The 25,879-nt window shown below is 69.7% G+C and carries 22 protein-coding genes and 1 pseudogene; 9 read left to right on the top strand and 14 right to left on the bottom strand.

Going from position 1 to position 25,879, the window contains the following annotated elements; all coding sequences use genetic code 11:
- Positions 1 to 72 precede the first annotated feature (72 nt).
- The 6 genes from mmsB to AB0H86_RS25610 form a co-directional block, all read right to left on the bottom strand.
- Complete coding sequence (gene mmsB, locus AB0H86_RS25635; protein WP_362443119.1) at positions 73 to 1,320, bottom strand: multiple monosaccharide ABC transporter permease; 1,248 nt, start codon at positions 1,318 to 1,320, stop codon at positions 73 to 75.
- Positions 1,317 to 2,867: a multiple monosaccharide ABC transporter ATP-binding protein gene (gene mmsA / locus AB0H86_RS25630; RefSeq protein ID WP_362443116.1), complete on the bottom strand. Its 1,551-nt coding sequence runs from the start codon at positions 2,865 to 2,867 to the stop codon at positions 1,317 to 1,319. The genes mmsB and mmsA overlap by 4 nt, the downstream gene beginning before the upstream one ends.
- Positions 2,868 to 2,909: 42 nt before the next feature.
- Positions 2,910 to 4,022, bottom strand: coding sequence for a multiple monosaccharide ABC transporter substrate-binding protein (gene chvE, locus AB0H86_RS25625; RefSeq protein WP_362443113.1), 1,113 nt, complete (start codon positions 4,020 to 4,022; stop codon positions 2,910 to 2,912).
- A 145-nt stretch (positions 4,023 to 4,167) separates the two neighbouring features.
- The gene (locus AB0H86_RS25620) at positions 4,168 to 5,136 is read right to left on the bottom strand and encodes a hypothetical protein (RefSeq protein WP_362443110.1); all 969 of its coding nucleotides are present in this window, start codon (positions 5,134 to 5,136) and stop codon (positions 4,168 to 4,170) included.
- Between the two features lie 112 nt (positions 5,137 to 5,248).
- The gene (locus AB0H86_RS25615; RefSeq protein ID WP_362443107.1) at positions 5,249 to 6,262 is read right to left on the bottom strand and encodes an alcohol dehydrogenase catalytic domain-containing protein; all 1,014 of its coding nucleotides are present in this window, start codon (positions 6,260 to 6,262) and stop codon (positions 5,249 to 5,251) included.
- Complete coding sequence (locus AB0H86_RS25610; protein WP_362443105.1) at positions 6,259 to 7,419, bottom strand: mandelate racemase/muconate lactonizing enzyme family protein; 1,161 nt, start codon at positions 7,417 to 7,419, stop codon at positions 6,259 to 6,261. The genes AB0H86_RS25615 and AB0H86_RS25610 overlap by 4 nt, the downstream gene beginning before the upstream one ends.
- A gap of 416 nt (positions 7,420 to 7,835) precedes the next feature.
- On the opposite strand from AB0H86_RS25610, the gene AB0H86_RS25605 reads away from it, so the two are divergent.
- Positions 7,836 to 8,819 carry a hypothetical protein gene (locus AB0H86_RS25605; protein ID WP_362443102.1) on the top strand — a complete coding sequence of 328 codons (984 nt, stop codon included), beginning with the start codon at positions 7,836 to 7,838 and terminating at the stop codon, positions 8,817 to 8,819.
- Positions 8,820 to 8,893: 74 nt separating this feature from the next.
- On the opposite strand, the gene AB0H86_RS25600 is transcribed toward AB0H86_RS25605, so the two are convergent.
- The gene (locus AB0H86_RS25600; RefSeq protein ID WP_362443099.1) at positions 8,894 to 9,337 is read right to left on the bottom strand and encodes a MarR family transcriptional regulator; all 444 of its coding nucleotides are present in this window, start codon (positions 9,335 to 9,337) and stop codon (positions 8,894 to 8,896) included.
- Between the two features lie 94 nt (positions 9,338 to 9,431).
- Between AB0H86_RS25600 and AB0H86_RS25595 the strand changes: the two genes are divergently transcribed.
- The gene (locus tag AB0H86_RS25595) at positions 9,432 to 10,454 is read left to right on the top strand and encodes an NADP-dependent oxidoreductase (protein WP_362443096.1); all 1,023 of its coding nucleotides are present in this window, start codon (positions 9,432 to 9,434) and stop codon (positions 10,452 to 10,454) included.
- Positions 10,455 to 10,599: 145 nt separating this feature from the next.
- On the opposite strand, the gene AB0H86_RS25590 is transcribed toward AB0H86_RS25595, so the two are convergent.
- Together AB0H86_RS25590 and AB0H86_RS25585 are read right to left on the bottom strand one after the other, a co-directional pair.
- Positions 10,600 to 11,751 (bottom strand): serine hydrolase domain-containing protein, encoded by a 1,152-nt coding sequence (locus tag AB0H86_RS25590; RefSeq protein ID WP_362443093.1) that lies wholly within the window; start codon positions 11,749 to 11,751, stop codon positions 10,600 to 10,602.
- Entirely contained in the window at positions 11,748 to 14,360 is a 2,613-nt protein-coding gene (locus AB0H86_RS25585) for a M14 family zinc carboxypeptidase (RefSeq protein ID WP_362443091.1), read from the bottom strand. Before AB0H86_RS25585 ends, AB0H86_RS25590 begins: the two co-directional genes overlap by 4 nt.
- Before the next feature lie 419 nt (positions 14,361 to 14,779).
- On the opposite strand from AB0H86_RS25585, the gene AB0H86_RS25580 reads away from it, so the two are divergent.
- From AB0H86_RS25580 to AB0H86_RS25570, 3 genes and pseudogenes are all read left to right on the top strand, one after another.
- A complete protein-coding gene (locus AB0H86_RS25580; protein WP_362443088.1) occupies positions 14,780 to 15,661 on the top strand; it encodes a hypothetical protein in 882 nt (293 codons plus the stop codon).
- A complete protein-coding gene (locus tag AB0H86_RS25575) occupies positions 15,634 to 16,500 on the top strand; it encodes a class I SAM-dependent methyltransferase (protein WP_362443085.1) in 867 nt (288 codons plus the stop codon). Before AB0H86_RS25580 ends, AB0H86_RS25575 begins: the two co-directional genes overlap by 28 nt.
- Positions 16,501 to 16,744: 244 nt before the next feature.
- Positions 16,745 to 17,071: pseudogene (locus tag AB0H86_RS25570) on the top strand (transposase); the annotation flags it as partial.
- A gap of 121 nt (positions 17,072 to 17,192) precedes the next feature.
- On the opposite strand, the gene AB0H86_RS25565 reads toward AB0H86_RS25570, so the two are convergent.
- The 3 genes from AB0H86_RS25565 to AB0H86_RS25555 all read right to left on the bottom strand — a co-directional run bounded on the left by AB0H86_RS25565 (position 17,193) and on the right by AB0H86_RS25555 (position 19,537).
- On the bottom strand, positions 17,193 to 17,837 hold the full coding sequence (locus AB0H86_RS25565; RefSeq protein WP_362443082.1) for a dihydrofolate reductase family protein: 645 nt from the start codon (positions 17,835 to 17,837) through the stop codon (positions 17,193 to 17,195).
- A gap of 436 nt (positions 17,838 to 18,273) precedes the next feature.
- Positions 18,274 to 18,564 (bottom strand): DUF2255 family protein, encoded by a 291-nt coding sequence (locus AB0H86_RS25560; RefSeq protein ID WP_362443079.1) that lies wholly within the window; start codon positions 18,562 to 18,564, stop codon positions 18,274 to 18,276.
- 97 nt (positions 18,565 to 18,661) lie between these two features.
- Positions 18,662 to 19,537, bottom strand: a complete 876-nt coding sequence (locus AB0H86_RS25555) for a helix-turn-helix domain-containing protein (protein ID WP_362443076.1) — start codon at positions 19,535 to 19,537, stop codon at positions 18,662 to 18,664.
- A gap of 289 nt (positions 19,538 to 19,826) precedes the next feature.
- Between AB0H86_RS25555 and AB0H86_RS25550 the strand changes: the two genes are divergently transcribed.
- Positions 19,827 to 20,747 (top strand): alpha/beta hydrolase, encoded by a 921-nt coding sequence (locus AB0H86_RS25550; RefSeq protein ID WP_362443073.1) that lies wholly within the window; start codon positions 19,827 to 19,829, stop codon positions 20,745 to 20,747.
- Between the two features lie 111 nt (positions 20,748 to 20,858).
- Positions 20,859 to 21,686 carry an EI24 domain-containing protein gene (locus AB0H86_RS25545; protein WP_362443070.1) on the top strand — a complete coding sequence of 276 codons (828 nt, stop codon included), beginning with the start codon at positions 20,859 to 20,861 and terminating at the stop codon, positions 21,684 to 21,686.
- On the opposite strand, the gene AB0H86_RS25540 is transcribed toward AB0H86_RS25545, so the two are convergent.
- A complete protein-coding gene (locus AB0H86_RS25540; protein WP_362443067.1) occupies positions 21,637 to 22,911 on the bottom strand; it encodes a pyroglutamyl peptidase in 1,275 nt (424 codons plus the stop codon). The genes AB0H86_RS25545 and AB0H86_RS25540 overlap by 50 nt on opposite strands.
- A 93-nt stretch (positions 22,912 to 23,004) precedes the next feature.
- Between AB0H86_RS25540 and AB0H86_RS25535 the strand changes: the two genes are divergently transcribed.
- Complete coding sequence (locus AB0H86_RS25535; RefSeq protein WP_362443064.1) at positions 23,005 to 23,589, top strand: IS607 family transposase; 585 nt, start codon at positions 23,005 to 23,007, stop codon at positions 23,587 to 23,589.
- Entirely contained in the window at positions 23,586 to 25,076 is a 1,491-nt protein-coding gene (gene tnpB / locus AB0H86_RS25530) for an IS607 family element RNA-guided endonuclease TnpB (RefSeq protein WP_362443060.1), read from the top strand. Before AB0H86_RS25535 ends, tnpB begins: the two co-directional genes overlap by 4 nt.
- Before the next feature lie 194 nt (positions 25,077 to 25,270).
- On the opposite strand, the gene AB0H86_RS25525 is transcribed toward tnpB, so the two are convergent.
- Positions 25,271 to 25,846 (bottom strand): TetR/AcrR family transcriptional regulator, encoded by a 576-nt coding sequence (locus AB0H86_RS25525; protein WP_362443243.1) that lies wholly within the window; start codon positions 25,844 to 25,846, stop codon positions 25,271 to 25,273.
- Positions 25,847 to 25,879: the final 33 nt, after the last annotated feature.

The raw sequence follows: 25,879 nt of genomic DNA, 5'->3' as shown, positions 1-25,879 counted from the left end.
GTTGTGCTGTTCCTGTCAAAATCGGGTCCGGAAATGGCCGGGGCCCCGCCGGTCGGCGGGGCCCCGGTCGTTCTACGAACCGACCTTGCGCTTGTTCCATACGTCGAAGCCGACCGCGGCCAACAGGGCCATGCCCTTGATGACCTGCTGCCAGTCGCTGCCGACGCTGAGGAGGTTCATGCCGTTGTTCAGCACGCCGAGGACGAGACCGCCGATGATCGCGCCGAGGACGGTGCCGACACCGCCGCTCATGGACGCGCCGCCGATGAACGCCGAGGCGATCGCCTCGAGTTCGTAGTTCAGGCCCGCCTTCGGCGAGGCCGCGTTCAGGCGGGCGGCGATCGCCAGACCCGCCAGGGCCGCGAGCGCGCCCATGTTCAGGAAGACCAGGAAGGTGACCTTCTTGTCCCTGACGCCGGACAGCTTCGCCGCCGGCAGGTTGCCGCCGATGGCGTAGATGTGGCGGCCGAAGACGGCGTTGCGCATGACGTAGCCGTAGCCGACCACCAGCACACCGAGGATCAGCAGGATGATCGGCGCGCCCTTGTAGCTGGCGAGCAGCATCGTGACGACGAGGATCGCGGCGACGATGAAGACCAGCTTGAGCAGGAAGAGGTTCCGCGGGACGACGTCGAGCGAGAACTCCTTCTGCCGCCTGCGGTCGCGGACCTCCTGGAAGACCGCGAAGACGATCAGGGCCAGGCCGAGCAGCAGTGTCAGGTTGTGGTAGTTGGTGTTGGGGCCGGTCTCGGGCAGGAAGCCGTTGCCGATCTTCTGCAGCCCGTCCGGGAACGGGCCGAGGGTCTGACCCTCCAGCAGGATCTCCGTCATACCGCGGAAGATCAGCATGCCGGCGAGGGTGACGATGAACGACGGTATGCCGAGATACGCGATGAGGAACCCTTGCACCGAGCCCGCCACCGCGCCGACCACCAGGCTCAGCACCACGGCCACCGGCCACGCCACATCGTGCTGCACCGTCAGTACGGCCGCGAACGCGCCCACGAAGGCCGTCACCGAACCGACCGACAGGTCGATGTGGCCCGCGATGATCACCAGCATCATGCCGATCGCGAGGACCAGGACGTAGCTGTTCTGCAGGACCAGGTTGGAGACGTTGCGCGGCAGCAGCAGGTCGCCGTCCGTCCACACGGCGAAGAGGGCGACGATCAGGCCGAGCGCGATCAACATGCCGTACTGGCGCATGTTGCGGCGCAGGCCGTCCAGGGCGAGCTGCAGCAGGCCACCGCCGGCGGCCGCACCTCCGCTCTTCCCTGGCGGCGCCGGGGCCGGCGTCTTGGCGGTCACATCCGTGCTCATCGGGTTACCTCTTTGTCCTTTGTCATCTGACGCATCAGCGATTCCTGCGAGGCCTCGGCCCGCGAGAACTCACCGGTGAGCCGCCCCGCGGCCATCGTGTAGATGCGGTCGCACATTCCGAGCAGCTCAGGCAGCTCGGAGGAGATGAAGACGACCGCCTTGCCCTGGGCGGCCAGTTGGTCGATGACCGTGTAGATCTCGTACTTGGCGCCGACGTCGATCCCCCGCGTCGGCTCGTCCAGGATCAGCACCTCGGGACCCGCGAAGATCCACTTGCTGAGGACGACCTTCTGCTGGTTGCCGCCGGACAGCTTGCCCACCGGCTCGGAGACGGTGGGCGCCTTGATGTTCATGGACTTGCGGAAGCCCTCGGAGACCCGCCGCTCCGCCTGCTCGTCGACGATCCCGCGCTTGGCCACCTTGCCCAGCGCGCTGAGCGAGATGTTGCGGTTGATGGTGTCGATGAGGTTGAGGCCGTAGTGCTTGCGGTCCTCGGTGACGTACGCGATGCCGTGCTTGACCGCCTCGGGGACGGTCTTCGTACGGATCTCCGTGCCGTCCTTGTGGACCTGGCCGCCCGCGTACCGGCCGTAGGACCGGCCGAAGACGCTCATCGCGAGTTCGGTGCGGCCGGCGCCCATCAGGCCCGCGATCCCGACGATCTCTCCGCGCTTGACGTTGATCGACACGTCGTCGACCACCTTGCGCTGCTGGTCGATCGGATGGTGCACCGACCAGTTGCGGATCTCGAGAGCGGGGGCCGTGCCCACCTTCCCCTCGTACGCGGTGCGTTCGGGGAAGCGGTGGTCGAGGTCGCGGCCCACCATGCCGGAGATGATCCGGTCCTCGGTGGTGTCCGACGCCTTCACGTCGAGCGTCTCGATGGTCTGCCCGTCCCGCAGGATCGTCACCGAGTCGGCGACCTTGCGGATCTCGTTCAGCTTGTGCGAGATGATGATCGAGGTGATGCCCTGCTTCTTCAACTCCAGGATGAGATCCAGGAGTTTGCCGCTGTCCTCGTCGTTCAGAGCCGCGGTCGGCTCGTCGAGGATGAGCAGCTTCACCTTCTTCGACAGCGCCTTCGCGATCTCCACCAGCTGCTGCTTGCCCACGCCGATGTCGGCGACGCGGGTCTCCGGGTGGTCGGAGAGACCGACCCGGCGCAGCAGTTCACTGGCGTGCTTGAGCGTGTCGTTCCAGTTGATGAGCCCGCGGGTGGCGTGCTCGTTGCCGAGGAAGATGTTCTCCGCGAGGGAGAGATAGGGCACCAGGGCCAGCTCCTGGTGGATGATCACGATGCCGTGATGCTCACTGGCCCTGATGTCCTTGAACTCGCAGACCTCTGAGTCGAAGAGGATCTCGCCGTCGTACGTGCCGTGCGGGTGAACGCCGGAGAGAACCTTCATCAGGGTCGACTTGCCGGCCCCGTTCTCCCCGCAGATGGCATGGACCTCGCCCTGTTGGACGGTCAGCGTGACGTCCGACAGCGCCTTGACGCCGGGAAAGGTCTTGACGATCGAGCGCATTTCCAGGACGGGTCCCGCCATGGTCGTGCCTTCCAATCTGTTGCCGCCAGTAGGCGCCGTCGGTTAGTTGAGGTCGCCGGCCTTGTAGAAGCCGGAGTCGACGAGCTCCTTCTGCCAGTTGCCCTTGTCGACGCTCACCGGCTGCAGCAGGTACGCGGGCACGACCTTCGTACCGTTGTCGTACGTCTTCTCGTCGTTGACCTCGGGCTTCTTGTCGTTGAGCACCGAGTCGACCATGTTGGTGGCGACCTCGGCGAGCTTGCGGATGTCCTTGAAGACGGTCTGCGTCTGCTGGCCCGCCTTGATCGACTTCACCGAGGCGACCTCGGCGTCCTGGCCGGTGATGACGGGCAGCGGCTTGCTCGCCGTGCCGTAGCCGTCCGACTTCAGCGCGGACAGGATGCCGATGGAGATGCCGTCGTACGGCGAGAGGACCGCGTCGACCCGGCCGCTCTTGTAGGTGCCGGTCAGGATGTCGTCCATGCGGCGCTGGGCGGTGGCGCCGTCCCAGCGCAGCGTGGTGACCTTGGTGAGCTCCTTCTGGCCGGACTTGACCACCAGCTGCTTGCTGTCGATGTACGGCTGGAGCACCTTCATCGCGCCGCCGAAGAAGTACTTGGTGTTGTTGTCGTCGTTGGAGCCCGCGAAGAGCTCGATGTTGAACGGGCCCTTCTTGGACTTGTCCTTCAGGCCGAGCTTCTCGACGATGTAGCTGCCCTGGAGCTCGCCGACCTTCTCGTTGTCGAAGGACGCGTAGTAGTCGACGTCCTTCGAGCCGAGGATCAGGCGGTCGTAGGAGATCACCGGGATGTCGGCGTCCTTGGCCTGCTGGAGGACGTTGTTGAGCGACTTGTTGTCGATCGCCGCGACGATCAGCGCCTTGACGCCCTGCGTGATCATGTTCTCGATCTGCGAGACCTGCTGGTCGGGCTCGTCCTCGCCGTAGACCAGCTTGGTCTTGTAGCCCTTGGCCTCCAGGTCCTTGACGACGTTCTTGCCGTCGGCGATCCAGCGCTCGGAGGACTTGGTGGGCATCGAGATGCCGATGGTCGCACCCTTGGTGCTGCCTGACTTGTCCTCGCTGCCACCATCGCCGCTCTGACCGCAGGCGGACAGGGTCAGGGCCATGGAGGCGGAGGCGGCTACGGCGGCGAGTGCGGCTCGACGAGTACGCATGATCATCATCCTTGATGTCGGAACGGGCTCGGTCTTCAGGTGCGGGCGCGCTCCGTGGCGCGGGGCGAAGGCAAGACCGAAGAAGAGGGGTTGTGGGATTGTGTGTGGCTGCGTCGTCTTTTGTGAAGGGGCGTTGTCCGGAACGTTATGAGGGCGTGTCGAACCGACGCAGAGCGCCAGGCAGCCGGGAGCCCAGCGGTGCCATGTCGTCGCCAACTCCGTGCCGTGCGAGCAGATCCAGGGCGAGCCTGCCGCGCCGCACCCGTTCCCGGGCGGTGGACAGAGTCACATCGCGCAGGTGGTGCCCGTAAGGGTAGATCGAAGGGGCCTTGGACAGACCGAACTTCAGGTAGAGCGGTGCGCCGCGCCGGATCAACTCGGCGACCTCGTACATCCGTACATAGCCGCCGAGATCGTCGGGGGCCTCGATGTACATGTCCATGGGAGCGGCGGAAACCCGCCGGATCTCGGTGAGGTGATCGAGCGTCAGATCGCTGGGCACATTGACCGAGTCGGCGCCCAGGTTCTCGTACACCGCGTACGCGGCCGGGTTGACGGGCCCGATCAGGGCGCTCACCTTGAGGGTGGTGTCCGCCGGGATGATGCCGGCCAGCCGCGCCCGATGCAGCGTCCACAGCACGCCCTCGTCGGCGACGAGCAGGCACTGGACGCCCAACTCCGTTGCGCGAACGGCGTCTTCGACACATCCGGCGACCGCGTCGTGGCCGCGGGCCCGCAGACCCCCGCCGCGCGAGTCGGTCCGGGTCGAGCCGCCGATGTCCCAGGTGCCGCGGGGACCGGTGAACAGGCAGAGCTCGATGTCGCGTTCGGCGGTGGCCTCGACCATCTCGGTGATCTCGGCGTCGGTCAGCATCCACACGCCGCTGCCCTGGCTGATCCGGTGGATCGGCACATCGAGGCGCGAGGACTCCTTGAGGACGACGGCCAGCGCTTCGGGACCCTCGCACGAGGGGATCTCGGTGCGCCAGCGGCCGCCGCCGGGGAAGGTGTGCGGCGAGGCGTCGGCGGGGTCGAGGGCGGGCGCGCCCAGGCCGAGGGCGGTGAGCGCCGGCTCACCGGGCCTACGGGCTGCCGTGGCGGAAGCGTCGGTCACAAGCTGTCCTTAGTGTTCGATATGTCGGACGAAGTTCGCGGCTCAGGGGACGGAAAGGCTTGGTGGTACGCCGGTCCGGGGGCCGTCAGGTAACCGCCGGACCGGCGTACGTCTAGGGGCGCAGCAGCACCTTTCCGACCTTCGGATCACCGGATCCGACCAGCTCGATGGCGCGAGGGAACTCGGCCAGCGGCAGCTCATGCGTGACCAGCGGCAGCGGATCGAGCAGTCCGGCCGCGAACACCCGCACCGTGTGCGCCCAGGCGTCCGGCGGTGCCCCGAAGACGGTGTGCACCTCCAGCTGCCGTACGACCAGGTCCGTCGGGTCGAGACCCTCGGCGCCCGGTGCCGGGATGCCCGTCAGGACCAGCCGGCCGCCGCGCCTGAGCAGCGAGGCGGCGGTGCGCGCGGCGGACGCGGACCCGGCGGTCTCGATGACGACGTCGAAGTCGTCGGGCAGTGCGGGGCCCTCGTCGTTCCTGGTGCGGAAGTCCGTCGCGCCGAACTGGCGGGACAGCGCCTCGCGGTCGTTCCGGGTGCCCACGACCAGCAGTTCGGCCGGGGAGCCGGCCTTCAGGAACTGCACGGCGAACATGCCCAGCGTCCCGGTGCCGACCACGGCGACCCGCTCGCCCGGCAGGGCGTTCGCCTTGATCGCGGCAGCCGCGATACAGGCGGCGGGTTCCAGCAGGGCGGCCGCCGTCAGGTCGGCGTCGTCCGGCAGGACGTGCAGGAGACGCGCCGGGAGGGTGAGCGTGGTGGCCATCGCACCCGGCTGGGTGAACCCGGTCTCCTCGTACCCCGCGGTGCACAGCGTCGTCTCGCCCGCGTGACAGCGGTCGCACACCTGGCAGTTGCGGAAGCCCTCACCGACGACCTTGCGGCCGACCAGGGACGCCGGTACCCCGGCACCGACGGCCTCGACCGTCCCGGACCACTCGTGGCCGGGGACGAGCGGGTAACGCACGTACCCCTCAGGCCGGTTGCCCTGGTACACCTCGCGGTCGCTGCCGCAGATGCCCACGGCGTGGACGCGCACCAGCGCCTCCCCGGCCTCCGGCCGCCTGGGGTCGTGCGAGGTCACCCGGTGCTCGCCCGGCGCCTCGATGACGACGGCGGTGCTCACTTCTGGGCGCCCTTCGGCTTGCGCTGCTCCCAGCCGTCGGCCCACAGGTCGAAGCGGGCCTGCTGCTGCGGGAATTCGGCGGCCGCGTCGGTGTCCAGCTCGACACCGAGACCGGGCTTGTCGGACAGGTGGAAGTACCCGTCGATCACCTCGGGCGCTCCCTTGACGACCTTCTTGATCTCCGCGTCGGCGAAGTCGTTGAAGTGCTCCAGGATCTTGAAGTTCGGCGAGGAGAAGCCGACCTGGAGGGAGGCCGCGGTGAGCACCGGGCCGCCGACGTTGTGCGGGGCGACCAGCACGTAGTGGGTCTCGGCGGTGGCGGCCAGCTTCCGGGTCTCCCAGATGCCGCCGATGTGGCCGACGTCCGGCTGGATGATGTCGACGGCCTGGCTCTCGAACAGCTCACGGAACTCGATGCGATCGTGAATCCGCTCACCGGTGGCGACCGGGATGTCGACCTTCGCGGCGACCTTCTCCAGCGCCTTCAGGTTCTCCGGCGGCACCGGCTCCTCCAGCCACGCGGGCTTGAAGGGCGCGAGGTCCCTGGCCAGCCGGATGGCGGTGGCGGGGGAGAAGCGGCCGTGCATCTCCAGCATCAGCTCGGCGTCCGGCCCGATGGCGTCGCGTACGGCCTCGATGAGGGAGACGGCGTACAGGCTCTGCTCGTGGTCGAGCTCGAAATGCCCGGTGCCGAACGGGTCGATCTTGAGGGCCTTGTACCCGCGCTCGATCACGCCCTGCGCGGCCTTGTGGTAGGCCTCCGGGGTGCGCTCGGTGGTGTACCAGCCGTTGGCGTACGCCTTGACCTTGTCCGTGACCTTGCCGCCGAGCAGCTGCCACACCGGCACGCCGAGGGCCTTGCCCTTGATGTCCCAGCAGGCCATCTCGATGACGGCGATCCCGGACATCACGATCTCGCCGGCCCGCCCGTAGTCGCCGTACTTCATGCGCCGGACGAGGTCTTCCGTGGCGAACGGGTCGGAGCCCAGGATGTGATTGGCCTGAGCCTCCCGCAGATACCCGATCAGCGCGTCGGTGTGGCCCAGCATCCTGGTCTCGCCGACGCCCGTGATGCCCTCGTCGGTGTGCACCTGGACGTAGGTCAGGTTGCGCCACGGCGTACCGACCACGTGTGTGCTGATTCCGGTGATGCGCACGGCAGTTGCCCCTTGCTGCGTCGTCTGTTTCGTTCGGTTCGGAGAGCGTGTTCGAAATCTCGTCACACGTTCGAAATGCTGGCGTGACAGTAAGGACGGTGTGAGGCGGGTGTCAATGGGTCCACCACATAACGGTTTCGACACTGCTTTCGATAGAGCTTTCGGAGGCGGTTTCGGCGCGATGTCCCGACCTGATCGCAAGTGGCCACGCCGGGCGTCCGCTTCCCCACACAACTTTCACAGCTATGACTATGAGGGGCGGCTTGGCGGAACTTAATCTTCCACGCGTCATGGACTACTGCCAGCCGTGCCGCAGGCACCTCAACGGCGCTCTCGCCTGCCCGGGGTGCGGCGCCCCCGTCGGACAACTCCGCGCACATGTGACGCGCGATCACGCGCCCGCGCAGCCGGGGCCGATGGACGGGGGGTCGGTCGCGGGCGGGACCGGGCCCTATGAGGCGTACGGAACCGCGTACGGGGCCGGCGGCACGTACGGCGGCGGGTATCCCGGCGAGGCTTCCACGGCCGCGTACGGGGCCCCCTACGACGCCGGGGTCGAGGCCTCCTCCTATGCGGGTGCGGCGGAGGCCGCGGCTCCCGACGGCGCGGATGCCGGGACGGAAGCGGGGGTCGAGGCGGGGGTCGAGGCCGGGCCGGCCCTCGACCGGGCCGAGGCGGTGGGCGAGCCGACGGGCGGCCGGGCGGCGCGTCGGCGTGCGCGGGGCCGCGGCGGCCGGGCCGTACCGGCCCCCGAGGAGCCCGAGGAGCCCGAGGGCTTCGATGGCGCCGAAAACTCCGACGGCGCCGGGGAGTACGACGGCGCCGGCCGGAACGAGGACGACGCCGACGAGGACCCCGATGCTCCCTCGGGCGGTGCGAGCCGCCGCGATCGCAAAGCCGCGGCGCATCGCCGTCGTCGGCGCCGGACCCTGCTGATCGTCGCGGGCTTCCTGCTGGCTGCGGGCGGACTGAGTCTCGCGGAACTCGGCATGGACGCCCCGGGCTCCGCCCCGAAGCCGGCCGCGGCCGGTGACGAGTCGGCGGACGGCGGCGCCTCCCCGGGGGCGGGCGAGACGGACAAGCCACTGGACGACCCGAAGGGCGCCGCAGCCGGGGCGTCGGACTCGTCCTCCCCTGGCCCCTCGGCGTCCCCGTCGGCCTCCGAGTCGGCCAAGGACGACAAGGACGCCGAGGACGACAAGTCCGACAAGGACCCCGACCAGTCCACCGAGGGCGCCGGCGCACCGTCCGACGCCGCCACGGGCACCTCTCCGACGACCCCGGGCGGGTCGAACCCGACCCAGGCCCCGACCCCTACCGCCGACCCGACCACCTCGGACCCGACCCCGGAACCGACCTCGACACGGACGTGCGACCGCTTCCTGTGGTGGTGCACGTGAAACGTTCGCTTCCGTAAATCCGTCAGTCCACTGGCCGAGCGTCGGCCGAGCATCGGCCGACCGGCGCCTCGGACCTACGCGTCGTTGCGGAGCATCCGCCGCAGCAGGTCCCGCAGGGCCTCGCACTCCCCGGCGGAGAGGCCGGCGAGCGGTTCACGGGCGAAGCGCAGGCCCTCCCGCAGTTCGCGGGCCACCCGGCCGCCCTCCTTCGTGGCCGCCGCCAGCTTCACGCGCCGGTCCGTGGGATCGATGCGCCGCTCCACCAGACCCCGCGACTCCAGCCGGTCCACGATGCCGGTCACGTTCGACGGCTCGCACTTCAGCTTCCGGGCCAGCTTCCGCATCGGCAGCGGCTCCAGTGACAGCAGGCTCAGCAGCCGCGCCTGCGCCCCGGTCAGGGCGTGTTCGGCCGCGGCGTCCTCGTAGTCCTCGTAGAAACGGGCCACGACGTCGCCGATGAGTTCGACGACCTCCATGGTCAGCGCATCGGGACGGCGGGTCTTCTCGGGTGTGGCCATGGGATTCAGGGTACCCCGTTACTTGACATCCTGAAATATTCAGAGGCATGGTTGTTTCAGGTACTGAAGCATTCGCAGGAAAGGCGCACACCTGATGTCCGACACCCCCAAGCTCCCCTCCGCCGGCCGCGAATGGCGTCTGCTCAGCCGTCCCGTCGGCTGGCCCGAGCCCAAGGACTTCGAGCTGGCCGAGGCGGAGATCCGGCAGCCCGGCCCCGGTCAGGTCCTGGTGCGCAACAAGTACCTCTCCGTCGACCCCTACATGCGTGGCCGGATGAGCGCCGCCAAGTCGTACGTGGCCCCCTTCGAGCTGGGCAAGGCCATGCAGGGCGGCGCGGTCGGCGAGGTCGTCGCCTCCGAGGCCGAGGGCATCGCCGTCGGTGACCATGTCCTGCACTTCGGCGGCTGGCGCGAGTACGCCACGTTCGACGCCAAGCAGGCCGTCAAGGTCGACGCCGACGCCGCGCCCCTGTCGACGTACCTCGGCGTGCTCGGCATGACCGGTCTCACCGCCTACGCCGGGCTGCTGCGCACCGCCTCCTTCAAGGAGGGCGACACGGTGTTCGTCTCCGGCGCGGCGGGCGCCGTCGGCAGCCAGGTCGGCCAGATCGCCAAGCTGAAGGGTGCCGCCCGGGTCATCGGCTCGGCCGGTTCCGACGAGAAGGTCAAGCTCCTCGTCGAGGAGTACGGCTTCGACGCCGCCTTCAACTACAAGGAGGGCCCGGTCTCCGAGCAGCTGCGCGCTGCCGCCCCGGACGGGATCGACGTCTACTTCGACAACGTCGGCGGCGACCACCTGGAGGCCGCCATCGGCTCCCTCAACCAGGGTGGCCGTATCGCGGTCTGCGGGATGATCTCGGTCTACAACAGCACCGAGCCCGTCCCCGGCCCGAAGAACCTCGCCCGTCTCATCGCGACCCGCGGCCGCATCGAGGGCTTCCTGGTCGGCGACCACTACGACCTCCAGCCGCAGTTCGTCGAAGAGGTCGGCCCCTGGGTCGCCTCGGGTGAGCTCAAGTACCGCGAGACCGTCGTCGAGGGCATCGAGAACAACCTGGAGGCCTTCCTCGGCGTCCTGCGCGGCGACAACACCGGGAAGATGATCGTCAAGCTGTAGTCCGAGCCGGGCAGCAGAGCTGTAGGGCGAACCAGACACAGAAGAGGCCGCACCCCACGTCCAGGGATGCGGCCTCCGTCGTACCCAACGAACGGGTCAGGGCGGGGTCACGGCGGTGTCCCGTTTCCCCGTTCCCTGCTCGCGATCAGCTCGCCAGGGCCGCCGTGTGCACCGCCTTCACCAGCCGCTCGTTCTCCGGCGCCGCCCCGCCCGGGAACGCCATCCGGCGGCGCGTGTAGCCGTACGCCAGCCCGCTGCGCGGATCCGCGAAGGCCTGCGAGCCACCCGCGCCGCTGTGCCCGAACGCCCCGGCACCCAGGAACGGGTACCAGGTGTCCGCCGTCGCCTGGAAGCCGAGGCCGTAGGACCTGTGCGCCCGCGCCACCAGGTCGTAGCCGACGGAGTGGATCTGCCCGACCTCGGCGACGGTGTCCGGCTTCAGCAGCGGCGCCCGCCCGTCCACCTCGCTGATCGCCGCCGCGTACATCCCGGCGAGCCCGCGCGCGGCGCCGACCCCGCCCGCCGACGCCGGTCCCTTCGCGCGTACGGCACGGGAGTTGGCGTGGTCCTCCAGGTTCCCGGGCTCCGGCACATGGGTGTTGAACGCGATGGAGGACAGGGTGTGCGGCCCACTCGGCAGCGCGTCCAGGACGGCCTGCTGAGGCGCCGTCGGTGCCATCGGCTGCACCGAGCGGTAACGGGGCTCCAGCGCCTGAGGCAGCCCCAGGAAGAAGTCCAGGGCGTGCGGAGCGCGGATCCGTTCCTCGTACACCTCCTGGAGGGTGCGTCCGGTGGCCCGGCGCACCACCTCACCGCTGAGCGCGCCGATGACCAGGGCGTGATAGCCGAAGGCGGTACCCGGGCGCCAGAACGGCCGCTGGTCCGCGAGGCGTTCGGCCACCACCCGGTCGTCGGCCAACTCCTGCGCGGTGAACCCGGCGTCGAGCCCGACCAGGCCCGCCCGGTGTGTGAGCAGGTCCCGCAGAGTCAGCGCACCCTTGCCCTCCGCCGCGAACTCCGGCCAGTAGTAGGTGACTTTGCGGTCCAGTTCGAGCGTGCCGTCCTGCACCAGGAGCGCGGCCACCAGGTGGGCCGCCCCCTTCGTCGACGACAACACCCCGTACAGCGAGCCTGCGTCGACGCCGTCACCGGCCCACAGGTCGACGACCTTGCGCCCGTGCACATACGCACACAACTGGCCCTCGTAATCCGCGAGTTCCCCCCCGACGAAGGCCGCGAACTCCTCACGTACCGCCTCGAAGCCGTCGGCGACAGTGCCGTGGATCTCCTGAGTCATTCGCTCTCCTCACCTGAACCGCCACCCACGTGTCCCACAGTGAACAACGCGCGTGCGACCTGCGCGAACTCCCCCTTGGGATGATCCCGGAAGAGGGGTTCGGTGCCGAACAGTACGGCCCCGGGGCCGCTGACCACCGAGGCCCGCCCGGCCGCGTCGGCCCGGCCGCCCGAGCCGTCCTCCAGCGCCCGCCAGTGCCCGGAGACCAGCGGGTCGCCGCTGGCGTACGACTGCTCCACCCGGACCCCCGGCCCGAGATCGGTGAACCAGACGGGCGCGTACACGAACCCGTGCTCCGGCGCCCCGGCCGTGACCGGGCCCGAATTCACCACGCGCACCACGCCGTTGGCGTCCCCGTTGCCCTCCACGGGCTTGACGGCGAGGAGTCCGGCGGCGGCGTTCAGGGCCGCTCCCGTGGCCCCGCGCCCGACGAGACCGTGCCCGGCGCCGAGGAACGCGTCGAGGGCCGCGCGGGCCCCGGCGTTCAGGTCCCCGCGGTCCAGCCCCGCCGACACGAACAGCACGTCCGCCGCCGACCAGTCGAAGCCCGCGTTCAATACGGCCGTCGACACCGGCGTGACCTCGAAGTTCATCTCCCGCAGCGCGAACAGCTCACCCGGGGTGACGGCGGCGGCCACCCGGAGACGGCGCAGCTCGGCGGTTCCGGTCAGCTTCGTCGCGTCGAAGACGACGCCGTACGTCCGGGCCGCCGCGACCGCGCGGGACCGTGCCGACGCCGGCACGATCGCACTGCCGTCGACGGCCTGCCGTACCGAAACCCCCTGCCGGAGAAGGGCGTTGAGCGCCGCGACCTCCCGCGGGTCGTCGAGCCGCAGCCGCAGTGCGCCGCGCGGGGCGACCTGGGCGACATGGCCGACCCCGGCGGCCTCGTGGACGGCCCGCAGCGGCGCGCCCGCCAGGCTCCCGGACGTCACCGGCCGGACCGTCGCGCCCCAGAGGCGGCCCAGGCTCCAGCCCGAGATGTCGTACATCACCGAGACCTTGTCGCTGATGTCCCGCCCGTCGGCGAGCAGCACGTTCGCCAGCCCCCGCTTCGGCTGGCGCATGTCGACGACGTACGAGCCCTTCGCGTACGACCGCCCGCCGAGCCGCAGGTCGCGGGTGGCCCGGGTGACCCGGACGTCGTTGGCGACCAGATGGTCGACCAGGCGGGCGGCGGCGGTGGCGGAGCGCTGGGAGGCGCCGCCGGCCGGAATGACGTACGCGCGGGGGAAGTTCGTGGTGTACACGTCCTCGGGGCCGATGCCCGGAACGCCCGGCACGGTCTCCTCCGACACCGGCACCTGCGCCGCGCCCGCCGCCCCTCGCCGGAAGACCTCGATCTGGTCGGCGACCAGCGAAGCGCGCTTCTTCTGTACGAAGTCGAGAGTGGCCCGGAGGGCGGCACCGGCCACGTCCACGTTGATCGCGGACCGGCGGCGCAACTCGGCCGCCGGCAGGCTGTCGTAGGCCGAGTTGTTCACCTCCATCGGGATCTCCACCGTGTGCGCGGCGACCGTGCCGTGGAAGGCCGCGTACTGCGGGGTGAAGATCGGCGGCCAGTCGTCCCAGCCCTCCTCCTGGTCCCGGAACGGGATCTGCGCGGGCTCGACGCCGTCCTTCGCGGGCGTGTAGCCGAGGCCGTTGACGGCGGTCTCCATGCCGAGCGCGTTGGCGTAGGTGTTCTTCAGGAAGAGGTCGTACTCGTAGTTCTCGCCGTGCGGGGGAGTGGTGGGCTCGATGAGCGTGCCGTTGACGTAGCCGTGCAGGTCGAGCATGACGGCCGGCTGCTTGTCGATCTCGATCTGCCGCATCGCGCGCGTCTCGGACTGCGAGGCGGTGACGAAGTCCCGGTTCAGGTCGAAGCCGTTGGCGTTCGCGCGGGTGCCGGCGATCCGGCCGTCCGGATTGGCGGTGATGTTGAAGTAGAGACGGGAGTGAGCGAGCAGGTCCTCGGTGCGCGCGTCGTCGGCGGTCGCGAGCCGCTCGATGAGCTTCAGGGAGGCGTCGGTGCCCTCCCACTCGTTGCCGTGGATGTTGTTGTTGAAGAAGACGGGAGCCTTGTAACCCCTCTTGATCGCCGGATCCGCGGCGGCCCGGGCGGGCGCGTTCTCGATCAGCTCCCGCATCCGCTCCTGGGCGCGGGTCTGGCCGGCGGTCTCCGGGGCGGTCACGGTGACGAGATAGAGCCGGTGCCCGCCGGCCGAGCGGCCCGTGACCTCGACGCTCACCCTCTCGCCGAGCCGCTGCAGCGCGTTCAACTCGGGGGCGATGGCGTGGTACGGGGTGAGCCCCAGCTTGATGGACTTGTCGGCGGGGTTCACCGGGTCGGGGGTCAGGACCTGCTCACGCGGATAGCCGCGCCCGGTGCGCCCGGTGTCGGCCGTGGGGCCGGCCGGGCCGGTGAGGGCCCGCTCGGCGGCGCTCTCGGGGGCGCGGGCGGCGCTCTCGTCGACGGCGGGGCCCTCACGGGTGACGGGGGGCGCGGGCTCGGCGGCGGCGGTGTGCGGGGTGAGCAGGAGTGATCCCGCCGTGGTGACGGCTAGGACGGCGAACAGAACGGGTCGCGCAGGAACGGGTCTCGCAGGAACGGGTCTCTTGGTGCGCACGCGTACCTCCTCCGGAGCTTCCTGAGATCGGTACGGCGAGGTGTACCTGTTCGACTCAACCGCAACAAGAGGGAGTTGGTGTCGCGGATACCCCGGATGGCGCATCCCGGGGTGCGCGGACCGGGCACGCCGGGGCGGACACCGGGCCGGGCGAGGCGGGGTGGACACCGGGCCGGGCGAGGCGGGGTGGACACCGGGCCGGGCGAGGCGGGGTGACCGCCCGTGGCGAGGGGCCCCAACGGCGGTGCCGCTCGCGGCGGACCGGGGGGTCGTGGCCGCGGTGACGATCCCCCGCGTGGGCTACGGGCCGTGAGCCCGTGGGGTGGTGTGGTCCCCGGGAGGGCGTCGCCTGGTGGCGGAGTGGCCCCGGGACGGAGTGGCCCGGGGATGGTGTCGCCCGGCGGCGGTGTGGCGGCGGGATGGTGTCGACCGCCGGGTTCGCCAGCGACGTCCGCGCCTGGCTGCTGGTCCTGCTCGACGGCGACAGCCGTGCCAAGCCCCGGTCCCACGCTTGCGTCTACGTCTACTTCGGCGGCGTCCGCCCCCTGCTGGAGAACTGGGCGACGACCCGTGGGCACCTGCGCGAGATCACCGTCACCGACGTCACGGCCGCGCTGTCACCCCTGCGCGGATGGCAGCGGCGCAACGCCATCGCCGCACTGCGCTCACTGTTCCGCTTCGCCAAGAAGCGCGGCCTGATCTTCGCCAACCCCACCACCCGCCTCAGGATGGAAGACATCCCACGCAGTCTGCTGCCGATGACCGACGCCGAAGTGCTCGCCGTCCAACGGATCGCCGTCCCCTCGGCGCAACGGCTGATCGTCGCCCTGGCCGCCGTCCACGCCGCCCGCGCCACCGCCATCCGCCGCCTCACACTGGACGACCTCGACCTGCCCAACCGTAGGATCACCATCGCCGGACACGGCCAACGACTCGGCGAACTGCCCCACCAGACCCTGCTGACCTGGCTCGACCAGCGCCGGGCCACCTGGCCGAAGACCCTCAACCGGCACGTCCTGATCAACGCGAAGACCGCCCTGGGAACCGGGCCCGTCAGCCCCGAATACCTCAAGCGGCACCTACTGCACCAGGGCGTCTACCTCGAACGCATCCGCGGCGACCGGGTCCTGCACGAAGCACTGACCGTCGGCGCCGACCCGCTGCACCTCGCCCTGGTCTTCAACCTGTCCCACACCACCGCGAGCAGCTACGCGGCCATCGCCCAGAACCTGCTCGACGACACGGCTGCTGTCGAGGAGCTGCCGTTAAACCAGTGGCGTCCCCGTCGACGAACCTCATAGCTTGTGCGCTCGTGACTGATGCTCCGAAGATGCGCCCGAATCCACACGACCTCGGCCGGGTGTTCAACGAGGTGCCGGAGCTCTACGACCGGGTCCGGCCGGGATACCCCGACGAGCTGTTCGCGGACCTTGTCGCCGTCACCGGCACGGACGACAGGTCGGCGGTGCTGGAGGTGGGCTGCGGCACCGGTCAGGCGACGCGCTCGCTGGCAGCACTCGGATGCTCAGTGACCGCCATCGAGCCGGGCGCAGGCATGGCCGCACTCGCTCGCAAACGGATGGCCTCCTTCCGTAACGTCGCAGTCGAGACGTCGACGTTCGAGGAGTGGGACAACCGCGGTCGACGCTTCGATGCTCTCGTGGCCGCGCAGTCGTGGCACTGGGTCGACCCGTCGATCGGCTGGCAGCGGGCCCACGACGTGCTCAATCCCGGAGGCTGGATGGCGCTGCTCGGCCACGTCGTTGTCCGCCGGCCGGGAGAGCCGGAGGTGTACGCCGAGACCGCCGATCTCCTCGAGCAGTTCTGCCCTGGGAACCCCGACTGGGGTCATCCTCCCCTGGAGGACGACGTGCGCACCACCGACGAGGGCTGGGGCCTGGTCGAAGACCCCGGAGGACTGTTCGGCCCAACGATCGTGCGCTGGTACCCGACCGTTCAGTGGTTCAACGGAGACGGCTTTGCCGATCACCTTCGCTCGTTGTCGCTGTACCGGAGGCTCGACCGCGACGTCCGTGAGCCCCTGCTCGACGCCGTCGCGTCGCGCATCCGCACGCGGATGCGCGACCGAGCATCACGCCGTTACCTGAGCGTCCTCCGTGTCGGACAGCGCGCCCAGTGAGCCCAGTGGTGAAGGACCTGCCGATTCAGCGGCAACGGACCCACCGCACCTTCACGCCTGCCTGCCGGAAACGCCGTGGGCTCCCAGCGAAAGCACCTCAGTCACGCTGAACCCACGGCCGACGTGCTGGTGAGAACTCAGTCACCGATCCTGCTGGCTTGTTCCGTGCCCAGCGGGGCTGGCGGCTCGTTGGTCGGGACAGCAGCGGCCGTCTTGGCGTTCCCGGTCGCGGGTGGGGTGTGGAATGTCGATGCGGCCGAGGCCGAAGCCGTGGCCGAAGGTGCCTGAGCTGACCGCGCAGGTGGCGCGGGCGGTGGCGGCACGGGGCCCGTATCCGTTGGCGATGCGGGTCCGTGACGAGCTGGGCGAGGCGTTCGGATCCAGAGGGCGGCCGGGCTGGTCACCGGGCCAGCTGGCGCTGGTGACGGTGTTGCAGTTCGCCGAGAACCTCACCGACCGGGCGGCAGCGCATCGGGTGCGGTACGGCATGGACCTGAAATACGCGCTCGGCCTGGAGCTGGACGATCCCGGGTTCGACGCCTCGGTGCTGTCCGAGTTCCGCACACGACTGGTCGAGCACGGGATGGAAGAGAAAGCGCTCGACCTGCTGCTGATCAGGGCGAATCAGCTGAACGGCTGGTCCTCGTTGAGTGCCGGCCAGCCTTTTCAGGCGCCCCGAGTGGGCCCTGGCGTCACCTTCGCCAGAACAGGTGGTGCGTCACCCCGCTCGGGCTGGGCACGACCTCCAGGTGGAACCGGTCGAGCAGCTCATCGGGGGACGCCCAGAGCCGTAGCCCGGATCCGAGCTCTACCGGTGAGACCGCCACGTGCATGGTGTCGACGAGGTCGGCATCGAGGAACTGTCGGATGGTGGTGACCCCGCCGCCGAGTCGGACGTCCTTGCCCTGTGCCGCTTCCCGCGCCTGTTCGAGGACCGTGGCCGGGTCGCCGTCGACGAAGTGGAAGGTGGTGTCGGAGAGCGTGAACGACGGACGCGTGTGGTGGGTCATGACGAACACCGGCGTGCGGAACGGGGGTTCCTCCCCCCACCAGCCGCGCCACTCATGGTCCTGCCAGGGCCCGCGCTGGGGCCCGAACTTGTTGCGGCCCATGATCTCGGCACCGATGTTGCGTGCGAAGTCTCGCGTGAAGTAGTCGTCGAGGCCCCGGCTCCCGCCGGGGTCGGTGCGCATGGGCCAGCTCGCCGTTGCTCCGGCCCAGGCGAACAGCCTCTCGGGATGGTCGTGGCCGAACGGACTCTCGAGACTCTGGTGCTCACCGGCACCGATTCCGTCGCTCGAGACGTTGAAGTTCATGACTCTCAGCAGTTGATCCACGTGTTTCCTCGTCAGGTCCTGTCGCGTCATCGTGTGGCGAGGCGCCGCACATCATGACGTCGAACGGGACGTGGCCGGATCGACAGCGGCCCGCAACTTTTTTCCAAGACACATCAGGAAGCAGCCCCGCTGGCCGTAAGGCCGTGACGGACGAGGACGGCTCGGCGGTGCAAAGACGGGTTCTGACCGAATAAGCCAGCAGGATCGTCACCAGCCGCAAACGGCGTGGTGGTCACTCAACGGGGCGCTGACCCGGTACCGATGGGTACGACGTGTCGACGTCACGCAACGCGAGACACTGCGTGGAGTCGTCCCAGGTGAGCGGTAGCGCTGGAACCTACCGGCGAGTTACTTGCCTCCAGCGTGCGCGTGGACATGCGGCCTGCCGGGAGCCGAGATCTCGGCGCGCGTGGAAGATGTCCGGGAACCAGGGCCCTCACAGGACGGGTGAGGTGTCGGTAGCAGGCAGGAGCAACGGGTCGATACGGATCGTGGCCGCCCGCGCCTCGGGGCTCGCCACGAGGGCGTCGGCCCGCTGGCCATACTTTCCGCGGAAGGCCGCTTCGATCTCGGTGGAAGGCTCGAGGTCGCGGGTCTCCAGGCGGACGTCCCACGTGACGGCGCCCACCCGGATGGTTCCGTGGCCGTGTTCCCCTGCCGTCCGGTACCAGCGGGAGCGGACTCCCCGGTATGTGCGGACGTACAACTCACCGTTGACGACCACCATGCCGATCTCCACGCCCGGGCGATCGTCGTCCCCGGCCAGTCAAGACAAGGGAGTAGGTCTCGGAGAGCATGGCTTGCTCTCCGGGGTGTCCAGGTGTTCATCGGCTCAGGTCTTCTGTCCGTTCGGTGCTCGGTTCCCCCGCGGTCCATGTGGTGAGAATGCGAAGAGCGTCGTGGGAAGGGCTGCCGGCCTCCGCGGTCAGGACCATCAGGCGCTGTCCGGAACCGTCGGGGCTGGCCCAGGTGTCGCAGTCGAGAGTGAGGTCGCCGACGATGCGGTGCCGGTAGCGCTTCGTGCCGTAACCGGCGCTGCTCACGCGGTGTTCGGCCCACCAGGTGCGAAAGTCCGTGTCCTGGACGGACAGCTCGCCGACGAGGCGGGCGAGGTCCGGGTCGTCGGAGTCGGCGGCGGCCTCCATGCGCAGCGCGGCGACCGCGTTGCGGGCATCGTGTTCCCAGTCCTGGTGAAGATCGCGGATCACCGGGTTCGTGAACAGCAGGCTCACGTAATTACGGCGGGCCGGAGGCAGCGACGAGAAGTCGATGTAGAGAGCCGCGGCAGCCGGGTTCCAGTCCAGCACGTCCAAGCGTTTACCGAGGACCAGCGCGGGTGCCTGGGTGAGCTGGTCCAGGAGGCGGCGCATCGCGGGCCGTGTGCCCTGGGCCGGCCGGCGGCGGCGCGGGCGATCATCGCTCCTGCCTGCGAGCTCGTACAGATAGCTCTTCTGGTCGTCGTCCAGGCGCAGAGCGCAGGCCAGGGTGGCGAGCACGGTAGCGGAGGCCCTGACACGGCCTTGTTCCAGACGGGTGTAGTAGTCGACGCTGATCGCCGCGAGCTGGGCGACCTCCTCGCGGCGCAGCCCCGCGACCCTGCGCACGGAGTCCGCCTCGGGCAGGCCGCATTCCTGCGGCGCCAGCTGCGCCCGGCGAGCCTTGAGAAAGGCGCCGAGGTGGGAATGGGATGCCGAATTCATGGTCTCCAGTGTGAGACCTTCGCCGCGAGCACGGCACACGTGTAAGGGGGCAGGTTTCTTCCCAGGCACAAACTGACCTCTTTGCGCCAGTGCCGATGCGGGTTGATGGTGGAGGCACCGCAGACCCAGTGAGCTGGACGAACGCACTCCGAGCGCCCGGCGAAGCATCCGGTCGTCCGACTGATTCCGGGCTGGATTCGTCGGTGAGTGGTCTGCGGAAAGGGAACAGAAATGCACTCGCCGCAAAAGGCGGCAGGTGCATTGCAACTGATCGGCAAGGAGAGTTCTCATGACCAGGGCCAGCGTCACGTTCCACAATGCCGGTATCGAGGTCGCCGCGCACCTCTATACCCCGGACGCCCCCACCGACGGGCCGCTGCCGGCGCTGGTGGTCGGTCACCCCGGCACAGGGGTGAAGGAGCAGACGTCCGGTACGTACGCGCAGCTCATGGCCGAGCGCGGTTTCGTCACTCTCGCTTTCGACGCCGCCTACCAGGGCGAGTCCGGCGGTCTGCCCCGGGGCCTTGAGGACCCGGCCCAGCGGATCGAGGACTTCAAGGCCGCCGTGTCCCACCTCACCACCCGTGAGGAGGTCGACGCCGACCGGATCGGCCTGCTGGGCATCTGCGCTTCCGGCGGCTACTCGCTCGCCGCGACCAGCGGCGACCACCGGGTCAAGGCGGTGGCGACCGTATGCACCGCCGAGCCCGCCCGCCAGTTCCGCTACGGCGCCGACGGCACCCAAAACCCGGCCGTCTTCCAGTCTCTGCTCGACGCCTCCGCCGCCGCCCGCACAGCCGCCGCCCGCGGCGAGGACCCCGGCGTGATGACCATGTTCCCCGACACCGCCGAACAGGCCGGCGCCCTTGGCGGCGAACACGGCATCGAGGGCTGGGAGTACTACTGCGGCCCCCGCGGCTACCACGAGCGCTCCGCGAAGTCCCTCGCCTGGGAGAGCATCGACAAAATGGCCTCCAGCGACGTCTTCTACTCCGTCCCGCTGATCGGTCCCCGCCCGATTCTGCAGATCCTCGGCGAGCACGCCGTCACCGCCTGGATGGGCCTCGAAGCCCACCGGCGTGCCACCGGCCCCGCGGAGATCCACTGGATCAAGGGCGCCAGCCACGTCGACCTCTACGACAAGCGCGAGTACATCGACCCCGCCGTCGACAAGCTCACCGACTACTTCACCACCAACCTCGGCAAGTGACCGGCACCTCACCGCACCCCGGCACGGCGTGCCCCGGCGGCGGTGCGGCCCCGCCACGGCCTGCCCCAGCGCGGGTGCGGCCCCTCGAACCCGCCCCGATAGAGTTTTCCCATGCGCGATCTCGGGGCGGGATTCAAGTACCTTCTGCAGGGCCAACGCTGGGTGGCCGGACACGGCAGGCAGTACGGCTTCGGTCTGCTCCCGGGACTGATCACCCTCGTCCTCTACGCGGCGGCACTCGTCGCGCTGGCCCTGTGGGGCGAGGACTTCGTCGCCTGGGCGACACCGTTCGCCGACGACTGGTCGAGCCCCTGGCTCGGGCTCTTCCGCGGCTTCCTCACCGTCGTCCTGTTCGCGCTCGGCCTGCTGCTGTCCGTCGTCACCTTCACCGCGGTCACGCTCCTCGTCGGCCAGCCCTTCTACGAGAACCTCTCCGAGAAGGTCGACCGGGACGTCTCCCCGGACGGCATCGCACCCGAGTCCGGCCTGCCGCTCTGGCGCGAGCTGTGGATCTCGGCCCGCGACAGCCTCCGTATCGTGCTGCGCGCCGCCGTCTGGGGCGTCCTGCTCTTCGCGTGCGGCTTCGTGCCGTTCGTCGGCCAGACCGCCGTCCCGGTGATCGGCTTCTTCGTCACCGGGTTCTTCCTCACCGAGGAGCTCACCGCGGTCGCCCTGCAGCGCCGCCGCGTCGACCTCCGCGACCGCCTCGCCCTCCTGCGCGCCCGCAAGACCCTGGTGTGGGGCTTCGGCACCCCGCTGGCCGTGGCCTTCCTGGTGCCGTTCGTCGCGGTCTTCCTGATGCCGGGCGCGGTCGCGGGCGCCACGCTGATGGCCCGCGACCTGCTCGGCGAGGAGAACGGCGACGGTCAGGCGGACGCCGCCGAGGACGTCAGCCCGCTGCCGCCGCCACCTTCAGGATCGACCGCACCTGGGCGATGATGTCCAGCCGGTTGCGCACGAACCCCGGATCGGTGACCGTCCCCGTCGCCGGTTCGGTGTTCCCGGCCCCGAACTCCAGCACAGGCGTGTGCACATGCCCGCCCGGCAGCACGTCGTGGCGCCCCAGCCGGTCCCGCAACAGCGTGGCCCGGTAGGCGATCTCGTTGGAGAGGTAGTCCCCGCCGCCGCCCTGCCGGGCGGTAGATCCCGGCGTCGGCCCGTCCGGCCGTACGACGGGATCGGCGCCGCCCGCCGGGATCTCGGTGACCTTCGTGTTGTCGTACACGGGGAACCGTCCGGTGTCGGCGGCCACGATCTTCGCGTACGGCAGCGTCGTCGTCGTCCACTGCGGCTGCGAGGCCGGGTCGCTGACCGGCACCGTCCCGGTCACGCCGATGCTGTCGTTGTCCGCGAAGCCGCCCCGCCAGGCCCCGTTGGTCCGCTCGACGTCGAAACGGCCCACGCGTCCCTGGCTCACGGTGGTGAAGAGGTCCACCTTCCTCAGATACGGCCGCAGCGTCCGCTCCACCGTCCCCTCCGTGAAGTCCCGCCAGCGCACCGGGAACACCACGGTCTCGATCCGCGCCGGCCCGTCCGCCGTCTCGATCACCGTGCCGTCGAGCGCGAGCGCGGTGGCCCCCGAGGGGTTGGAGATCCGGATGTCCCGGTCCAGCGTGAACGGATCGAACCCGGTGACCAGGATCCGCTTGGTCTTCTTCCTGCCTTGCGCGCTGCCCTGCGGAACGCCCTGCGGAAGGCGCACGGTGGTCTGCCCGCGCGAAGTCCGCTCCAACTCATCGATCAGCGCGGCCCGTTGAGCTTCGGACACACCGAACCCGGGCTCCCAGGTGCGCACTTCGCGGGTCATCGCCAGCCGTGCCCAGTACAACGGCCGGTCGTCGTCCCGGCTGAGATCCCCGCCCGCCGGCCCCCGCCCCTGGGCCCGGGACACGGCCCGCTGCCACAGCCCCGACCCTTCGCGTACGACCACCCGGCGGGCCTGCGCGTACGACCCCGCCGAGCCGAGCGCCCGCGTGAACTCCCCAGTGAGGGAGTCGAATCCGGACCGCCTGAGAATCTCCCGCGGCACCGCCCGGTCGAGCCGCTGCTCCTCGGCGGTGGGCGAGGGCGCGGCCTTTGCCGCCGCGGTGGTCGTGGGGGCCGCCAGGCCCGCCAGGAGAGTCAGTCCGAGGACACCGATCCGAACCCGCAGAGAAGTCGTCAAGGCAGTTGGGCCCTTCTGTCGCCGTGGGGGATGAACAACAGTCGCATTTTTCATCGGTAGTTATCTGTCTTCATCCGTCTTTATCCTGATGGTGTGAAGCTTTCCGAGTGGGCGGCGCGTAACGGCGTGCATTACCAGACCGCGTGGGCCTGGGCGAAGGAGGGCCGTATGCCGGTCCCTGTCGTGCAGACGCCGTCCGGTATGTGGCTGGTCGAAGAGTCCATTCCCGAGATCTCTGGGCGGACGGTGGCGTACTGCCGTGTTTCGTCCGGTGACCAGAAGGCGGATCTTGACCGGCAGGTCTCCCGTGTCGTCCGGGGTGCCACCGGGCTGGGTCTCGCCGTTGCCGAGGTGGTGACCGAGGTCGGGTCGGGACTGAACGGGAAGCGGCGGAAGCTGCACCGTGTCCTGTCGGACCCGGCCGTTGCCGTCATCGTCGTGGAGCATCGCGACCGGCTGGCCCGTTTCGGTGTCGAGCATCTGGAATCGGCATTGTCGGCTTCCGGCCGACGCCTGGTGGTGCTCGATCCGCAGGAGACGACCAGCGACCTGGTCCTAGACATCACGGAAGTCCTCACGTCGATGTGTGCCCGACTGTACGGGCAGGGAGCGGCGAAGAACCGGGCTGCACGCGCTATCGCCGAGGCCACCGCCCCGGCGGCGGAGACGACCGGGTGAGCGGGGCGGAGCCTGCCGGGAGCGGGAAGAAGCGCCGGGGGTTCGAGGCGCGGCCCGGCTTTCACGTCGTGGGCCGCAGACTCGCCCTCGACCCCAATGCGTTGGCCCTGCAGGCTCTGGCCTCGCATTGCGGGGCGGCGCGGGTCGCCTACAACTGGGCGGTGCGGCATGTGCTGGCGAGTTGGTCGCAGCGCGCAGCGGAGGAGACCTACGGCGTCCCCGGGACAGAGCGCGTTCCGTGGCGGTCGTGGTCGTTGCCGTCGTTGCGGAAGGCGTTCAACGAGGCCAAACACACGGACCCGTTCCTGCGCCAGTGGTGGGCGGAGAACTCGAAGGAGGCCTACAACACCGGCCTCGCGAACGCTGCCTCCGCGTTCGACAACTACGCCAAGTCCCGGCGCGGCGAGCGCAAGGGCGCCCGGATGGGCAGGCCCCGATTGAAGTCGAAGCGAAAGGCCCGTCCGGCGTGCAAGTTCACCACCGGCACCATCCGTCTCGATGACCGGCGGCATATCGTCCTGCCCCGCCTCGGCCGGATCCGCCTCCATGAGGACGTCCAGCCCCTCGTGGACGCGATCGCCGAAGGCGGGACGCGGATTCTGTCGGTGACGGTGCGGTTCGAGCGGGGCCGCTGGTTCGCGGTCCTACAGATGGAGGAACATCAAACCATCATCCCTGCCAACCGGCCCGGCATGGCGGTCGGGATCGACCTCGGCGTGAAGACTCTCCTCGTCATGGCGGACTCGGCCGGCGAGGTCCGTGAAGTCGCGAACCCCAAGCACTACGACCAGGCACTCACGCAGCTCCGGAAGACCTCCCGGACGGTCTCCCGCCGACGCGGCCCCAACCGGCGCACCGGGCAGGCCCCGTCCCGTCGCTGGGAGAAGGCCAACGCGGTCCGTAACCGGGTGCACCACCGGGTGGCGAACCTGCGGGAGAACCATCTCCACCAGGCCACCGCGCGTATCCCCGCCGAGTACGGCACCGTCGTGGTCGAGGACCTCAACGTGAAAGGCATGGTCCGCAACCGGCGTCTGTCCCGCCGTATCTCCGACGCGGCGTTCGGGCAACTGCGGCGCCAGCTCACCTACAAAACCCAGCGCCACGGTGGACGCCTGATCGTCGCCGACCGCTGGATGCCCTCCTCGAAGACCTGCTCCCGCTGCGGTGTGGTGAAAGCCAAGCTGCCCCTCGGCGTGCGTGTCTTCGAGTGCGACGCCTGCGGACTCGTCCTGGACCGGGACGCGAACGCAGGCCACAACCTGGCCGCCCTCGCGGCGGCCAACCGTAAAACGGGTACCGGAGTGGCCGGAGACCCGGGCCCCGCCCTGGTGGTGCCGAAGCCTCGTGGAGCCAAGCAGAAGACCCGCACCGCCCGAACCCGCAAGGGGACGGGCACGCGGGCGGCTGGCGCAACACCCCACCAGGGGACGGAAACGAGAGATCGTCGACAGGAGACCGGGCGCGAGCAACTCGCCCTCTGGTGACACCGTCACGAACCTTCCGGGCGGAAACGCCCGGAACGCTGAGAGTCGCTGAGACTCGAAGCAACGGAAGCATTGCTGCCGACGGCCGCAGTATCGCGTGACAGAAGTGGTCTACGCCATGGCGCGTGACGTACGGGACAGCCGTGCCGCCGCCGCAGGCGAGGCGGGTGTGACGGTCAGCCCTCGCCCAGCGGTCAGCCCTCGCCCAGCAGCGTGAGGAAGTCCCGGAACGCCCCCGGCATGTCCACCGAGTCGGGGTCCAGCAGCCACTGGTACTGCAGACCGTCCATCACCGCGACGAGCAGCGGGGCCGTGCGCTCCGGCGTGAGCCCGTTCGGCAGCCGGTCGCCGTACTCGGCGCGCAGCACCTGCGCCATGTTCGCCCGCACCTGCGCGTACCGCTCGGTGAAGTAACCGCGCGTCGGATGATCCTCCGTCACGCTCTCGCCGAGCAGCGCCGAGAAGGTCTGGACGATGCCGGGCCGCATCGCGTTGTACTCGACGAGCGAGGCCAGCAGATCCAGCCGCAGCGGCGTGGGCGGCATGGCGTCCCAGCGGTCCCGCTCCTCCAGTACGGCGACCAGCAGCGCGTCCTTCGTCGGGAAGTAGTGCAGCAGCCCCTGCTGGGTCAGCCCCACCCGCTGCGCCACCGCCGCGAGGCTCGCGCCCCGGTAACCGCGCTCGGCGATCACCTCCAGCGCGGCCGTGACGATCGCGGCCCGCCGCTCCTCGCTCCTGACTCTCCCGCTCATGCCGTCACGGTACGACACCGGCTCCCACCAAATGTAACGCATGGATAACGA

It is taken from the genome of Streptomyces sp. NPDC050997 (assembly GCF_040660135.1).
Classification (GTDB): domain Bacteria; phylum Actinomycetota; class Actinomycetes; order Streptomycetales; family Streptomycetaceae; genus Streptomyces.
Note: the sequence above shows the minus strand (reverse complement) of the source record. Positions and strands in the feature narration are given on the sequence as shown.

Bases quoted from the DNA above. Each gene is read 5' to 3' on its own strand.
- mmsA (WP_362443116.1), bottom strand. From the start codon at position 2,867: ATGGCGGGACCCGTCCTGGAAATGCGCTCGATCGTCAAGACCTTTCCC.
- chvE (WP_362443113.1), bottom strand. From the start codon at position 4,022: ATGCGTACTCGTCGAGCCGCACTCGCCGCCGTAGCCGCCTCCGCCTCC.
- AB0H86_RS25550 (WP_362443073.1), top strand. From the start codon at position 19,827: ATGACCAGGGCCAGCGTCACGTTCCACAATGCCGGTATCGAGGTCGCC.
- AB0H86_RS25590 (WP_362443093.1), bottom strand. From the start codon at position 11,751: ATGACTCAGGAGATCCACGGCACTGTCGCCGACGGCTTCGAGGCGGTA.
- AB0H86_RS25605 (WP_362443102.1), top strand. From the start codon at position 7,836: ATGGACGGGGGGTCGGTCGCGGGCGGGACCGGGCCCTATGAGGCGTAC.
- AB0H86_RS25555 (WP_362443076.1), bottom strand. From the start codon at position 19,537: ATGAATTCGGCATCCCATTCCCACCTCGGCGCCTTTCTCAAGGCTCGC.
- AB0H86_RS25580 (WP_362443088.1), top strand. From the start codon at position 14,780: ATGGTGTCGACCGCCGGGTTCGCCAGCGACGTCCGCGCCTGGCTGCTG.
- AB0H86_RS25600 (WP_362443099.1), bottom strand. From the start codon at position 9,337: ATGGCCACACCCGAGAAGACCCGCCGTCCCGATGCGCTGACCATGGAG.
- mmsB (WP_362443119.1), bottom strand. From the start codon at position 1,320: ATGAGCACGGATGTGACCGCCAAGACGCCGGCCCCGGCGCCGCCAGGG.
- AB0H86_RS25545 (WP_362443070.1), top strand. From the start codon at position 20,859: ATGCGCGATCTCGGGGCGGGATTCAAGTACCTTCTGCAGGGCCAACGC.
- AB0H86_RS25560 (WP_362443079.1), bottom strand. From the start codon at position 18,564: ATGGTGGTCGTCAACGGTGAGTTGTACGTCCGCACATACCGGGGAGTC.
- AB0H86_RS25595 (WP_362443096.1), top strand. From the start codon at position 9,432: ATGTCCGACACCCCCAAGCTCCCCTCCGCCGGCCGCGAATGGCGTCTG.